This is a genomic window from Streptococcus sp. KHUD_017, from assembly GCF_054861245.1.
This window is the reverse complement of record NZ_CM142175.1, coordinates 1,207,350-1,222,512: the sequence shown is the minus strand read 5'-3', so window position 1 is coordinate 1,222,512 and position 15,163 is coordinate 1,207,350. Positions and strand designations below refer to the sequence as shown.

The 15,163-nt window shown below is 40.1% G+C and carries 8 protein-coding genes; 7 read left to right on the top strand and 1 reads right to left on the bottom strand.

Going from position 1 to position 15,163, the window contains the following annotated elements:
* Positions 1–3: 3 nt before the first annotated feature.
* Complete coding sequence (locus ACVAMZ_RS06020; protein WP_195183638.1) at positions 4–333, bottom strand: helicase BlpT; 330 nt, start codon at positions 331–333, stop codon at positions 4–6.
* Between the two features lie 168 nt (positions 334–501).
* On the opposite strand from ACVAMZ_RS06020, the gene ACVAMZ_RS06015 reads away from it, so the two are divergent.
* From ACVAMZ_RS06015 to ACVAMZ_RS05985, 7 genes are all read left to right on the top strand, one after another.
* Positions 502–1,044 carry a YceD family protein gene (locus ACVAMZ_RS06015; RefSeq protein WP_461684321.1) on the top strand — a complete coding sequence of 181 codons (543 nt, stop codon included), beginning with the start codon at positions 502–504 and terminating at the stop codon, positions 1,042–1,044.
* Positions 1,045–1,674 carry an endonuclease III gene (gene nth, locus ACVAMZ_RS06010; protein WP_254724336.1) on the top strand — a complete coding sequence of 210 codons (630 nt, stop codon included), beginning with the start codon at positions 1,045–1,047 and terminating at the stop codon, positions 1,672–1,674. It abuts the gene before it with no gap.
* Positions 1,675–1,883: 209 nt separating this feature from the next.
* Positions 1,884–2,405: a bifunctional pyr operon transcriptional regulator/uracil phosphoribosyltransferase PyrR gene (pyrR, locus tag ACVAMZ_RS06005; RefSeq protein WP_004252509.1), complete on the top strand. Its 522-nt coding sequence runs from the start codon at positions 1,884–1,886 to the stop codon at positions 2,403–2,405.
* Positions 2,406–2,422: 17 nt separating this feature from the next.
* Entirely contained in the window at positions 2,423–3,361 is a 939-nt protein-coding gene (locus ACVAMZ_RS06000) for an aspartate carbamoyltransferase catalytic subunit (RefSeq protein ID WP_461684320.1), read from the top strand.
* Between the two features lie 34 nt (positions 3,362–3,395).
* Positions 3,396–4,475, top strand: coding sequence for a carbamoyl phosphate synthase small subunit (locus tag ACVAMZ_RS05995; RefSeq protein ID WP_461684319.1), 1,080 nt, complete (start codon positions 3,396–3,398; stop codon positions 4,473–4,475).
* A gap of 199 nt (positions 4,476–4,674) precedes the next feature.
* Entirely contained in the window at positions 4,675–7,851 is a 3,177-nt protein-coding gene (carB, locus tag ACVAMZ_RS05990) for a carbamoyl-phosphate synthase large subunit (RefSeq protein ID WP_461684318.1), read from the top strand.
* 379 nt (positions 7,852–8,230) lie between these two features.
* Entirely contained in the window at positions 8,231–15,046 is a 6,816-nt protein-coding gene (locus tag ACVAMZ_RS05985; RefSeq protein WP_461684317.1) for an SspB-related isopeptide-forming adhesin, read from the top strand.
* Positions 15,047–15,163 lie beyond the last annotated feature (117 nt).

The window sequence follows — 15,163 nt, the reverse complement described above, 5'->3', positions numbered from 1 at the left end:
TTTTTAAAGACCAAAAACAGGTCCATAGAGTGTCAACGTATGTTTAACGTGATCGTAGTGAAACTTATCATAGTTTCGCCAAGCAGTGCGAGCCTGGTCGTTTAGTTTTAGACTACCAAGTCCAATCAAAAGACTAGTCCGTTGGTAAAAAGTTTCCAGTTCAATTAAGATGGCGTTGTCTACTTTCTCAGCTTTTTTAAGTGCTCTGAGAATTTCGTCTATATTTTGCTGTAAGCGTAGATCATCTGGCAATCCCTGTTTACAACTTTGTATTGTTTGGTTTAATTGTGAAACGAGTTGATAAGCTTCCGTTAAAAGAGCTTTGTCTTCCATATGAGCGTCCTCCTTTGCTCATGTATTGATGCCTATAGTATAGCACAAAAAATAAATTTGTCATAATGAATATATCAAAAAATACAGAAAGATGTTTTAAAAGTTTAGAGGCTTTACTTGACCCCCTTTCATGGTATAATCAAGGAAGTAAATCTTTATGGAGGAAGTATGAAATTAAATATTCAAGAAGTTCGTAAGCAGCCTGAGGGTTTGTATTTTGAGCAAACTCTAGACTTGTCAGCTGACTTACGTGAGCGTAACCAAGAAATTTTAGATGTCAAAGATATTGTCGCAGTTGGAAAGGTTCAGTATGAAGACCGTATGTTTTTCCTAGATTACCAACTGTCTTATACCATCGTTCTTGCTTCTAGTCGTAGTATGGAACCTGTTGAGTTAGCAGAGTCTTATCCAGTGACAGAAGTCTTTATGGAAGGTGCTACCAATCAACTGGACCAAGAAGTTCTTGATGATGACTTGGTTTTACCTATCGAAAATGGTGAAATCGACCTGGCTGAAAGTGTTTCAGATAATATCTTGTTAAATATTCCAATCAAGGTCTTAACAGCTGAGGAAGAAGCTGGCCAGGGATTTGTTTCTGGCAATGACTGGCAAATTATGTCTGAGGAAGATTATCAAGCTCAACAAGCAGTCAAAAAAGAAGAAAGTAGTCCTTTTGCAGGTTTACAAGGGCTGTTTGATGGAGACGAATAGATGGTTTTATCCAAGAAACGTGCCCGTCATGTCATTGAGGAAATCATAGCTCTTTTTCCAGATGCAAAACCAAGTCTAGATTTTCGCAATCATTTTGAACTCTTAGTTGCAGTTATGTTGTCTGCTCAGACGACAGATGCGGCAGTAAACAAGGCGACACCAGCTCTTTTTGAAGCCTTCCCTACGCCTCAAGCCATGGCGGACGCAAGTGAGAGTGAAATTGCAAAACATATTTCTCGTTTAGGTCTGTATCGAAATAAAGCAAAATTTCTTAAAAAATGTGCGCAACAGTTATTAGAAGATTTTGATGGTCAAGTTCCTCAGACTAGAGAAGAATTAGAAAGTTTGGCGGGAGTTGGGCGTAAAACAGCTAATGTAGTCATGAGTGTGGGCTTTGGAATTCCAGCTTTTGCGGTAGATACCCATGTGGAGCGCATTTGCAAACACCATGATATTGTTAAAAAATCAGCAACTCCACTTGAAGTTGAAAAACGTGTCATGGATGTCTTGCCACCAGAAAAGTGGTTGGCGGCGCATCAGGCCATGATTTACTTTGGTCGTGCTATCTGCCATCCGAAAAATCCAGAATGCGAACACTATCCACAATTGTATGATTTTAGTTCATTATAAGGTCAAACATTGAATGTTTTTACTTGCTTTGAACTGGCCTTTGTGATATAGTAAGGACAATAAAATATTCCTTTAAACCTGTCCCGTGAGGCAGGCAAGGAGCTCGATAAAGTAGAAGGGTAAGTCTATGCTGTTTCCAGTATGGCTCGCTTAATGATACATTCTCAAGTCTCCTTGTCTAAGGAGACTTTTCTTTTTGGAGGTTTGTCATGAAGACAAAAGAAGTTGTAGACGAATTAACCGTCAAGCGAGCAATTACGCGTATCACTTATGAGATTATCGAACGCAACAAAGATTTGAATAAAATCATTTTAGCGGGAATTAAAACACGCGGTGTCTTTATCGCCCACCGCATCCAAGAACGCTTGGAACAATTGGAAAATATCTCTGTTCCCGTTGTAGAATTAGATACCAAACCTTACCGTGACGATGTCAAAAGTGGTGAAGATACTTCCTTGATTTCTGTTGATGTGACAGACCGCGAAGTTATCTTGGTGGATGATGTTCTTTACACAGGTCGTACAATTCGTGCCGCTATCGATAACATTGTCGGACATGGTCGCCCTGCCCGTGTGAGTCTTGCAGTACTAGTGGACCGTGGACACAGAGAATTGCCAATTCGTCCAGATTACGTTGGGAAAAATATTCCAACTAGTCGTTCTGAAGAAATCATCGTTGAGATGACAGAACTTGATGGCCAAGATAGAGTTTTGATTACTGAAGAAGCTTAAAAGCTAAAGGAGTAGCCATGTCAGAAAATCAACAAGCACTCAAACATGTGGTGTCCATGGAAGATCTCACTGTAGATCAGGTTATAAAATTGATTAAACGAGGGATTGAGTTTAAAAATGGAGCCCAGTTGCCCTACGAAGACCATCCCATTGTTTCCAACCTTTTCTTTGAAAATTCGACAAGAACGCATAAATCCTTCGAAGTTGCAGAGATTAAACTGGGATTGGAACGACTTGACTTTGATGTGAATACAAGCTCTGTAAACAAGGGTGAGACACTCTATGACACAATCTTGACCTTGTCTGCACTTGGTGTAGATATCTGTGTTATTCGGCACCCAGAGGTTGATTATTACAGGGAATTGATTGCGAGCCCAACCATTATGACATCGATTATCAATGGTGGTGATGGCTCAGGGCAACATCCTAGTCAGAGTCTGCTTGATTTGATGACAATTTACGAAGAATTTGGCCGTTTTGAAGGGCTCAAGGTTGCCATTGCTGGTGACTTGGACCATTCACGTGTTGCCAAGTCCAATATGCAGATTTTGAAACGTTTAGGTGCTGAACTTTACTTTGCAGGACCTGAGGAATGGAGAAGTCAAGAATTTGCAGATTATGGTCAGTTTGTAACTATTGACGAGATTGTTGACCAGGTGGATGTTCTGATGTTGCTTCGAGTTCAACATGAACGCCACGAAAGTGGAGCAGTCTTCTCAAAAGAAGAGTATCATGCTCAACATGGCTTGAACCAAGAACGCTATAATCGCTTAAAAGAAGAAGCAATCATTATGCATCCGGCTCCTGTGAATCGGGATGTGGAAATTGCCGATCATCTTGTTGAAGCACCAAAATCACGTATTGTTCAGCAGATGACCAACGGTGTATTTGTAAGAATGGCTATTTTAGAATCCGTATTGGCAAGTAGAAAAGCCAAAGAAGACACAAAACGTTAAAAGACGCCAGTGAGCGTCCACGAGAGGTGAAAATATGACAAAAAGACTTCTAGTTTTAGAAGATGGCACAGTTTTTGAAGGAAAGGCCTTCGGTGCAGATATTGATGTAACAGGGGAAATCGTCTTTAACACAGGGATGACAGGATATCAAGAATCCATTACAGACCAATCTTATAATGGACAAATCTTGACCTTCACGTATCCACTAGTAGGGAATTATGGAGTTAACCGTGATGACTACGAGTCTATCAGTCCTACTTGTAAGGGAGTTGTGGTTTTCGAAGAGGCTCGTAGAGCCAGCAACTGGCGAAACCAAATGACGCTGGACGAATTCTTGAAGGCTAAGAAAATTCCTGGAATTTCAGGCATTGACACTCGAGCTCTTACAAAGATTATTCGTAAACATGGTACCATGAGAGCGACTCTTACACATGTTGGCGATAGTATGGATCACATTGCAGATCAACTTCAAGCAACTGTCTTACCGACTGATAATATCAGACAAGTTTCTACAAAGACTGCTTATCCGGCTCCAGGAGTTGGTTTGAGCGTTGTTTTAGTAGACTTCGGCCTTAAACACTCTATTTTACGAGAGCTATCTAAACGTGATTGTAACGTGACTGTAGTTCCATACACAACTACGGCTGAGGAAATCTTGCATTTAAACCCTGACGGAGTTATGTTGTCAAATGGTCCTGGAAATCCAGAAGATGTACCAGAAGCTCTTGAGATGATCCGTGGTATTCTCGGGAAAATTCCAATCTTTGGTATCTGTATGGGGCATCAGCTCTTTGCGATGGCAAATGGTGCTAAGACCTATAAAATGAAGTTTGGTCACCGTGGTTTCAACCACGCAGTACGTGAAATTGCAACTGGGCGCGTGGACTTCACAAGTCAAAATCATGGTTATGCAGTTAGCCGTGAGGATTTACCAGAGCACTTAATCATCACCCATGAAGAAATCAATGACAAGTCAGTTGAAGGCGTACGTCACAGATATCTACCAGGTTTCTCTGTACAATTCCACCCAGACGCAGCTCCTGGACCACATGATGCAAGTTATCTATTTGATGAGTTCATCGAGATGATGGAATCTTTCAAACAAGCAAACTAAAGACGAGTGAGAAATCGTCGGAGAATTTATTTAATGGCAATCAGAGAGTTGCCGAATAGAAAGGAGAAGATACATTGTTCGCGGAAGTGAACACGCCCTAAGAACTGTGTGAAAAGATAAACATTGATTTGACGCTGAAGGCGTCTGCACCAAGTTTCTTATTTTCACTGTGTTCTTGACGGGCTTTGTATCATAAACTATGCCTAAACGTACTGATATTCAAAAAATTATGGTGATTGGTTCTGGTCCGATTATTATTGGTCAGGCTGCTGAGTTTGACTATGCTGGAACCCAGGCCTGCTTGTCTTTGAAAGAAGAGGGGTATGAGGTTGTCTTGGTTAACTCAAATCCTGCAACCATCATGACAGATAAAGAGATTGCAGACAAGGTCTACATCGAACCGATTACACTTGAGTTTGTGACTCGTATTCTCCGTAAGGAACGTCCAGATGCTTTGCTTCCAACTCTTGGAGGGCAAACAGGGCTTAATATGGCCATGGAATTGTCTAAAAATGGTATCTTAGATGAGCTCGGAGTAGAACTTCTCGGGACTAAACTGTCAGCCATCGACCAAGCGGAGGACCGAGATCTCTTTAAACAATTGATGGAAGAACTCAAGCAACCAATTCCAGAATCAGAAATTGTAAACACAGTTGAGGGAGCAGTTGCCTTTGCAACAACTATTGGCTACCCAGTGATCGTCCGTCCAGCCTTTACCCTAGGTGGTACTGGTGGTGGTATGTGTGCCAACGAGGAAGAATTGCGTGAAATCGCTGAAAATGGTTTGAAGTTGTCACCTGTTACCCAATGTTTGATTGAGCGTTCGATTGCTGGTTTTAAGGAAATCGAATACGAAGTCATGCGTGACTCGGCTGACAATGCCCTTGTTGTATGTAACATGGAAAACTTTGACCCAGTCGGGATTCATACAGGGGATTCCATCGTATTTGCCCCTGCGCAAACCATGTCCGACTATGAAAACCAAATGCTTCGTGATGCTAGCTTAAGCATTATCCGCGCTCTCAAGATTGAAGGCGGATGTAACGTTCAGCTTGCTCTTGATCCACACAGCTTTAAGTACTATGTCATCGAAGTAAATCCTCGTGTATCTCGTTCTTCAGCTCTTGCCTCTAAGGCAACAGGTTATCCAATTGCTAAATTGGCTGCTAAGATTGCTGTAGGGTTGACCTTGGATGAAGTTATTAACCCTGTTACAGGTTCAACTTATGCCATGTTTGAACCAGCACTTGACTATGTGGTGGCTAAGATTCCACGTTTCCCATTTGACAAGTTTGAAAAAGGGGAACGTCGTCTTGGTACCCAGATGAAGGCGACTGGAGAAGTCATGGCCATCGGTCGAAACATCGAGGAATCTCTCCTTAAAGCTTGTCGCTCTCTAGAAATTGGTGTCCATCACAATGAAATGCCTGAGCTTGCAAATGTTTCAGATGATGCCTTGATTGAAAAAGTTGTCAAGGCTCAAGATGACCGTCTCTTCTACGTATCAGAAGCTATTCGTCGTGGTTATACACCAGAAGAGATTGCTGACTTGACTAAGATTGATATTTTCTACCTTGATAAACTCTTGCATATCTTTGAGATTGAACAAGAATTGGGCGCACATCCTCAGGATGTCGATGTCTTGAAAACGGCAAAACTCAATGGTTTTTCAGACCGTAAGATTGCTGAACTCTGGAATACTACAGCTGATCAAGTTCGCCAACTACGTTTGGAAAACAAAATTGTCCCAGTTTACAAGATGGTTGATACTTGTGCGGCAGAATTTGAATCAGAAACTCCTTACTTCTATTCAACCTATGGTTGGGAAAATGAATCGATCAAGTCTGAAAAGGAATCTGTACTGGTCCTAGGTTCAGGTCCAATCCGTATCGGTCAAGGGGTTGAGTTTGACTATGCGACTGTTCACTCAGTTAAGGCGATTCAAGCTGCTGGCTACGAAGCCATCATTATGAACTCGAACCCAGAGACCGTTTCAACCGACTTCTCTGTATCGGATAAACTTTACTTTGAACCATTGACATTTGAAGATGTCATGAATGTCATTGACCTTGAGCAACCAAAAGGCGTTATCGTTCAGTTTGGTGGTCAAACAGCTATTAACCTTGCAGAGCCATTGGCTAAGGCAGGTGTGACTATCCTTGGTACGCAGGTTGCTGACCTAGACCGTGCCGAAGACCGTGACCTCTTCGAACAAGCCCTCAAAGACTTGGATATTCCACAGCCTCCTGGACAGACTGCAACAAACGAAGAAGAAGCAGTGCTTGCAGCTCGCAAGATTGGTTTCCCAGTCCTTGTTCGTCCTTCATATGTCTTGGGTGGACGTGCTATGGAGATCGTTGAGAATGAAGATGATCTTCGTTCTTACATGCGTACTGCGGTTAAGGCAAGTCCAGACCATCCAGTTCTTGTCGACTCTTATATCGTTGGACAAGAATGTGAAGTTGATGCTATCTCAGATGGACAAAATGTCCTTATTCCTGGTATCATGGAGCATATCGAACGTGCTGGTGTCCACTCAGGTGACTCCATGGCTGTTTATCCTCCACAAACCTTGTCTCAAAAGGTTCAAGAAACCATCGCAGACTATACTAAACGTCTTGCAATTGGCCTCAACTGTCTTGGTATGATGAACATTCAGTTTGTCATCAAGGATGAGAAAGTCTACGTTATTGAGGTCAATCCACGTGCCAGCCGTACTGTTCCATTCCTATCAAAAGTAACCAATATCCCTATGGCACAGGTAGCGACTAAGTTGATTCTTGGTCAAAGTCTCGAAGAACTTGGTTACCAAGATGGACTTTACCCAGAAAGTAGTCGCGTTCATATCAAGGCACCAGTCTTCTCCTTTACCAAACTAGCTAAGGTAGACAGCCTTCTTGGTCCTGAAATGAAGTCAACAGGGGAAGTTATGGGGTCTGATACCACTCTTGAAAAAGCCCTCTATAAAGCTTTTGAAGCTTCATACCTCCACTTGCCAACCTTTGGGAACGTTGTCTTTACCATCGCAGACGATGCAAAAGAAGAAGCTTTAGATTTAGCGCGTCGTTTCCAAAATATTGGCTACGGAATCCTTGCAACTGCAGGAACAGCGGAGTTCTTTGCAAGTCATGGATTACAGACTCAACTTGTTGGTAAAATCGGTCATGATGAACACGATATCCCAAGCTACGTCCGCAAAGGAAAAATTCAAGCAATCATCAATACCGTCGGTACCAAACGGACAGCAGATGAGGACGGAGAACAAATTCGCCGTTCAGCTATTGAACATGGAGTTCCTCTCTTTACAGCTTTGGATACAGCGGATGCTATGCTAAAAGTATTAGAAAGCAGAAGCTTTGTTACAGAGGCTATCTGATAAAAAAGATTCTCGGAAGAGAATCTTTTTTTTGATGAAAACGTTGCTATCATTTTTCACAAATAATTAAATGCAAAATCTGGACCTAATTAAATATATAAAAATAGTATAATTTTAAATTAATTGATTTAAAAAAAATAGACATAACTCTGGATAATGCGCATTTACATATAAGTATATATAATAAATCATAGGGTGTTAAAAAGACCTAAAATATAATAAAGTAAACGATTTCAGGTGCACATAATTATTTGAAGTTAGGTCAGAGTTATGGTATGATATAAGGGCTAAAGTTAGAGAAAAATATTGTATTTTAGATTCAAATATGGTATAATTCCTCTGCTAATAGTAAAATAATATAAAAGGAGAACTTATCAAAATGATAAGAAAGGAACAACAACGTTTTTCTTTGAGGAAATATAAGGTAGGTGTTGCATCCGTATTTTTGGGAACAACTCTTAGTTTTATGTTAGCAAATGGAGGTACGGTAAAAGCTTCTGAACTTCCTACACAACCAAGTTCTGAAGAAAAAACAGAGTTGGTGAAAAAGGATAGTAGCGAGGGTTCCTCTAAAAAGGAACAGAATATTGTAGAAAATGTTGCAACAACTGAGCTTGCTGAAGGAAACAAAGCAGAAGAAGCTACACCAGCAGTAACTGAATCAAAACCAGCTACAGAAGAAACTGCCAAAGTGGAAGAGTCTGCTAAACCAGAAGTTGCTGAAGGAGAAGCTAATAAAGCAGAAAACACTGAAGAATCAAAACCAGCAGCAACTGAATCAAAACCAGCTACAGATGAGTCAAATAAACCTAAAGTTCGTAACCGTCGTGCGACTACGGAAGATGCAGTTTCTGGAGATCACAATTCTAACCCAGTAGAGGTAAGTACTTACTTAAAAGATGGGGAAAAAGTAACTCCAACAATCAAAGATGCAAATGGTGCAACTGTTAGCTCTCAAACAGTACCGTCTGGTTATTCTGCTAAAGAAGGTGATGTCTACACTTATAGCATCGTAGACCTTACTCGCTTTAACGAACGGTATCATACAAACTACTACACACGTGCTTACAAGAGATTTGATGATTCTACTGATACTACTGTAGAATTAATTGATAAAAACACTGGTAATGTAGTAGAAACTAGAACTATTACAGCAACAAGTGGAGTTCAAAAATTCACTACGACAGCTACTGCATCTAATGGCGAGTTAACTTATCAAGTAGACTACGATAAAGGGACACCTGCTAGTAAGGCTGAACCTGCTCAACCATTCTTACAATATGGATATGAAGTTGGAGCAAGTATCCAAGCTTTAGTAGCTCCAGGACACCAACTTACACCTGACGAACAAAAATTATTCGATGCTGTTTATGCAGCTCGTACATCAACAGATATTATCAATGTTGTAGAACCAGCTTATAATGGTCGTACAATTACTGATACAAATAGTAAAATTCCTAGCTTTGTTGAAAAGACAACCTACTACAGAGTAGTTGATAAAAACAATGCTACATTTCATGCTAATAAGACAGATGCAACTGTTCAGGATTATGAGCCAAATGGAAATGAAGTAGACTTAGCTAAATATACGACTAAAGCTATGGAAGGGCAACATTTTACTGCTTCAGGTGTGCGCCAATTTGACGGCTATAAGCTCTATCAATCAGCAGATCCAGATACTACAACTGGTTATGTAAGTCGTCCTTACAAAGTTGGTACGAAATTCATGGATGCTGAGCGTGCAGGAATTAAGCGTATTAAAGAAATCGTAGGAGAAGACGGATCTGTAGTTGTTCGTGTTTATCTTCTTGATCCAAAACAACAAAGCAAACGTTCTGATGGTTCACTAAGTACTGACGGTTACATGTTGCTTGCAGAAACCAAGCCGATTAAACCAGGAAAAGTAAATACCGAAGATTTGGTAGTTAAAAAGTCTCCACTTTATACTATTCCTTTCACTGATTCAAAAGGTGTGAATTATCCAAATGGTAAAGAAGTTACATTTGATTTCCAAAAAGCTGCTGGCTACACGCCTAAGAAGACTGTATTCGTTCCATTCCTGGGAGATAACATTGGGCACCTTTCTCCAAACGAACAATTGGTTCGTGGAGTAAATGGTATCGGTACAAACGTTGACTTGCTTAACACTTTGACGCCACATAGACAACCGGTCTACTACTATGTAAAACGCGAACCAGCAAAAGTTACACCAGAATTCGAAAAAGAGCTTGCTGGACGTGTATTAACAGATGGAGAATTCAGCTTCAAGTTAACAGAAGAAAAGAGTACTCCAGATAAACATGAAGAAACAGTTACAAACAAAAATGGCAAGGTTACATTTAGTGAATTATCATTTAGCAATCCTGGTACCTATAAATATAAGATTACAGAGTTAAAAGGTTCTGATGCAAACGTTGACTACGATGCGATGACAGTTACAATGACAGTTACGGTAACTGAAAAAAATGCATTGGGTGATCTCGAAGCTACCGTTAAGTATAGTTCTGAAGGTGGATTTAGTGCAGATGCTAATGATAAAATCTTTAACAACTATGTAGTTTCACCAGTAGTTACTAAGTTTGATTTTACGAAGAAACTCGCAGGTCGTAAACTTAAGGAAGGTGAATTTAGCTTCGTCCTTAAGAATGCAGCAGGTGAAGAAGTTGAAACTGTTAAGAATAAAGAAGACGGAACTGTTACGTTCTCAGAATTATCATTCGATAATACAAAAGTTGGTACCCATACTTATACAGTAGAAGAGGTTATCCCAGCTACTAAAGAATTAGGAATGACTTATGACACCATGAAAGCAACGCTTACTGTGGAAGTTGCAAAAAATGGACATACCCTAACAACAGTAACAAATGTCAGCTCAGCAGATGGTGTGAATGAAAATGGAGAATCAACAGATGGAACGGAAGATAAAGAGTTTAACAATAAAATAACTCCTCCAGAAACACCTGTATTCCAACCAGAAAAATTTGTACTGAATAAAGAAAAGTATGACATCACTGGTACAAAATTAGTCGATGATGACAATGAATTGACTAATGAGTATACAGAAACCAATGCTAATCCGTATGCTGATAAAACTACTAATAACGAAGCAGAAAATATCAATACTAAGACAGTTGAACGTGGCGATAAATTAGTTTACCAAGTATGGTTGGATACTAAAAACTTCTCAGATAAGAACAATATCCAATCTGTTGGAATCTCTGATACTTATGATGCTGAAAAAGTAACAGTTAATGCTGCTGATATTAAAGCATATGACAGTGTAACTGGCCAAGATGTAACTGCTAAGTTTGATATTAAAGTTGAAAATGGCGTTATTACAGCAACTTCTAAGGCTTCTATGAACAAGTCTTTAGGTGATGTGGATAATACTCAAGTTATAGACACAACTAAATTTGAATTTGGTCGCTACTATAAATTCGATATCCCAGCCACTGTTAAAGCCACAGTTAAGGCAGGGGCTGATATTGAAAATAAAGCCAACCAAATCGTTCACGTCTACAATCCAGTAAGCAAATCAGTAGAAACACCTGAAAAACCAACTCAAAAACGTGTAAATACTGTACCAATTACAGTTGATCTCAAGTTTACTAAGAAGTTGGAAGGCCGTACTCTAGCTGCTGGTGAATTTAGCTTTGTTCTTAAGAAAGACAATGTTGCAGTTGAAACTGTTAAGAATGATGCAGAAGGTAAGATTACCTTTAAGAAACTTAAGTTTGGTAAAGATGATCTTGGCAAGACCTACACTTATACTGTTTCAGAAGTTGCAGGTACTGATACAACAGTAACTTACGACGATATGGTTGCAACAGTTACAGTGAAGGTAGCCTATGATGGTACTGCTAAGGCAATTGTAGCAACTGTTACTGACGCTCCAGATAAAGAGTTCAATAATACTGTAACTCCACCGGAAGAACCTAAGTTCCAACCAGAGAAATACGTTGTTTCTAAAGAGAAATACGATATCACAGGCGACAAGCTTCTTGATGATGACAAAGAGTTGGCAGATAAGTACGCGGATACCAATGTGAACCCATATGCGGACAATACCATCAATAATGATGTGGAAAACTTGAATACTAAGACAGTTGAACGTGGCGCTAAATTGGTTTACCAAGTATGGTTGGATACTACTAAGTTTGACGCAGCTAACAAGGACAACATCCAATCAGTAAGTATTTCTGATGACTTCGATGAAACTAAGTTAGAACTTGATTCTACTAAGATCAAAGCTTATGACTCAGTAACAGGAGCAGAAGTAACTGATAAATTCGATATAACTGTGAACAACGGTGTGATTACTGCGACACTTAAAGCTGGCTTCACGAAGTCACTTGGCGATGCAGAAAACACTAAAGTGATCGATACAACTAAGTTCGCCTTCGGACGTTACTACAAGTTCGACATCCCAACAACAGTGAAAGCTGATGTTCCTGGCGGAGTAGATATCGAAAATACTGCGGCTCAAGTAGTCAACTACTACAACCCAACAACTAAGAAAGTTAAAAAACCTGAAAAACCAACTGAAAAACGTGTAAACAACGTACCAATTCAAATTGAACTTGACTTCAAGAAAGCTCTTGCAGGTCGTCAATTGAAAGCCAACGAGTTTACTTTCCAATTGTTAGACGATGATGAATTCAATGTTCTTGAAACAGCAACCAATGATAAGGATGGTAAGGTTAAATTCACTAGCCTTAAGTACACAAACAATGATATCGGTGTTTACCGTTACAAAGTAGTAGAAGTTGCTGGTACAGACTCAACTGTTACATATGACAATATGAAAGCTGTTGTAACAGTCACTGTTTCTCATGATGGTACGGCTAAAGCTTTAGTTGCTAAGGTCGGAGATATTGCCGATAAAGAGTTTAACAACACTGTGACTCCTCCAGAAGAGCCTAAGTTCCAACCAGAGAAATACGTTGTAACTAAAGAGAAATACGACATCACAGGCGACAAGCTTCTTGATGATGATTCTGAGTTGACTGATAAATATGGTGAAACAAATACAAATCCATATGTAGATGGAACTTCAAACAACGAAGCAGAAAACTTGAATACTAAGACTGTGAAACGTGGCGCTAAATTGGTTTACCAAGTATGGCTTGATACAACTAAGTTCGACGCTAACAACAAGGATAACATCCAATCAGTAAGTATTTCTGATGACTTCGATGAAACGAAGGTTAATGTAGCCTCTTCAGCTATCAAGGCTTACGATTCAGTAACTGGTTCGGATGTGACTGATAAGTTCGACATCACAGTTGAAGCTGGTGTTATGACCGCAACGCTTAAAGCTGGCTTCACGAAGTCACTTGGAGACGCAGACGATACACAAATCATCGACACAACTAAATTCGAGTTTGGTCGCTACTATAAATTCGATATCCCAGCCACTGTTAAAACAGACGTTGAAGGTGGAGTAGACATCGAAAATACAGCAGCGCAAATTGTAAACTACTACAATCCAACTACGAAGAAAGTTGAAAAACCAGAAAAACCAACTGAAAAACGTGTCAACTCTGTACCGATCGACATCGAATTCAACTTCACTAAGAAACTCGAAGGCCGTGAATTGAAAGCTGGTGAGTTCAGCTTCGTATTGAAAGACTCTAAAGGTACTGAAATCGAAACAGTTCAGAACGACAAAGATGGTAAGGTGAAATTCGCTAAACTTGAATTCACTAAAGCCCAAGTTGGAACTCATAAGTATACTGTAGAAGAAGTTAAAGGTACTGACGCTACAGTCACTTACGATACCATGAAGGCTGAAATCACAGTAGAAGTTAAATACGACGGTACAGCTAAAGCACTTGTGAAGAAACTAACTGACGCTCCAGATAAAGAGTTCAATAACACTGTGACTCCACCAGAAACTCCTGAGTTTAACCCAGAAAAATATATTCTTAACGAAGAGAAATTTGACATTACTGGAACTAAACTTCTGGATGATGATAAAGAGTTGACTGATAAAGTAGCTGATACCAACAAAGATCCATATGCGGACAAAGTTGATAATAATGAAGCGCAAAATATCAATACTCAAACACTCCATAAAGGTGATAAGGTAGTTTACCAAGTATGGTTGGATACAACTAAATTTACAGAAGCTCACAATATTCAATCTGTTGGAATTACAGATAAATATGACAGTGAAAACTTGGATGTTAATGTAGCTGATATTAAAGCTTACGATTCAGTAACTGGTGAAGATGTAACAGCTAAGTTTGATATCTCAATTGTGGATGGCGTCATTACTGCTACATCTAAAGCTGATTTGACTAAGTCGCTTGGAGACGTAGACGATACACAAGTAATTGACACTACTAAGCTTGCCTTTGGTCGCTACTACAAGTTTGATATTCTTGCACGAATCAAGGATACTGCTAAGGAAGGTGTAGATATTGAAAATACAGCTTCTCAAATTGTTCACCAATATGATCCAACTAAGAAATCAGTTGAAAAACCAGAAAAACCAACTGAAAAACGTGTTGTTAATATTCCAGTGAAAGTTGAATTCAACTTCACGAAGAAATTAGAAGGTCGTGCGTTGAAAGCTGGTGAATTCAGCTTCGTATTGAAGGACAAAGATGGTAACGTGATTGAAACCGTAAGCAATGATGCTGAAGGTAAGATCAAGTTCTCAGCTCTTGAATTCAAACGTGGTCAAGAAGGTACTTATATTTATCATGTAGAAGAAGCGAAAGGTACAGAGGCTGGAGTTGAGTACGATAAGATGGTAGCGACTGTTGGAGTTACTGTAACTAAGGATGGTAAAGTGTTGACCCTTACTTCACAAATGCCTGAAGATACTGAGTTTAACAACAAGGTAACACCACCAACACCACCAACACCACCAACACCACCAACACCACCAACACCACCAACACCACCAACGCCGCCAACGCCGCCAACGCCGCCAACACCGCCAACGCCGCCAACGCCGCCAACACCGCCAACACCGCCAACGCCGCCAACGCCGCCAACACCGCCAACACCGCCAACACCACCAACGCCGCCAACGCCGGTAGCACCACCAACTCCGGAAAAACCTAAAGGTCGTGAGTTGCCAAATACTGGTGAGCAATCTAAAGTTGGATTAGTGGCTCTAGGTGCAGCACTTGGTCTAGTAGGTCTTGGTTTAATTGCAAAACCAAAAAGACGTGAAGACTAAGATTGAGATAAGATCAATATTTTGGTATTGAAATAGCAATTTTAGCTCTAAAATGAAGAGGCTTTGCTCGTAAGAGCAAGGCCTCTTTGTTATTTTCTTAAAAAAACCCGAGGACTT

What these genes read in the sequence shown, in the direction of transcription:
- ACVAMZ_RS06000 (WP_461684320.1), top strand. Translation starts at nt 2,423, where the DNA reads ATGTCAGAAAATCAACAAGCACTCAAACATGTGGTGTCCATGGAAGAT.
- carB (WP_461684318.1), top strand. Translation starts at nt 4,675, where the DNA reads ATGCCTAAACGTACTGATATTCAAAAAATTATGGTGATTGGTTCTGGT.
- ACVAMZ_RS05985 (WP_461684317.1), top strand. Translation starts at nt 8,231, where the DNA reads ATGATAAGAAAGGAACAACAACGTTTTTCTTTGAGGAAATATAAGGTA.
- ACVAMZ_RS05995 (WP_461684319.1), top strand. Translation starts at nt 3,396, where the DNA reads ATGACAAAAAGACTTCTAGTTTTAGAAGATGGCACAGTTTTTGAAGGA.
- nth (WP_254724336.1), top strand. Translation starts at nt 1,045, where the DNA reads ATGGTTTTATCCAAGAAACGTGCCCGTCATGTCATTGAGGAAATCATA.
- pyrR (WP_004252509.1), top strand. Translation starts at nt 1,884, where the DNA reads ATGAAGACAAAAGAAGTTGTAGACGAATTAACCGTCAAGCGAGCAATT.
- ACVAMZ_RS06020 (WP_195183638.1), bottom strand. Translation starts at nt 333, where the DNA reads ATGGAAGACAAAGCTCTTTTAACGGAAGCTTATCAACTCGTTTCACAA.
- ACVAMZ_RS06015 (WP_461684321.1), top strand. Translation starts at nt 502, where the DNA reads ATGAAATTAAATATTCAAGAAGTTCGTAAGCAGCCTGAGGGTTTGTAT.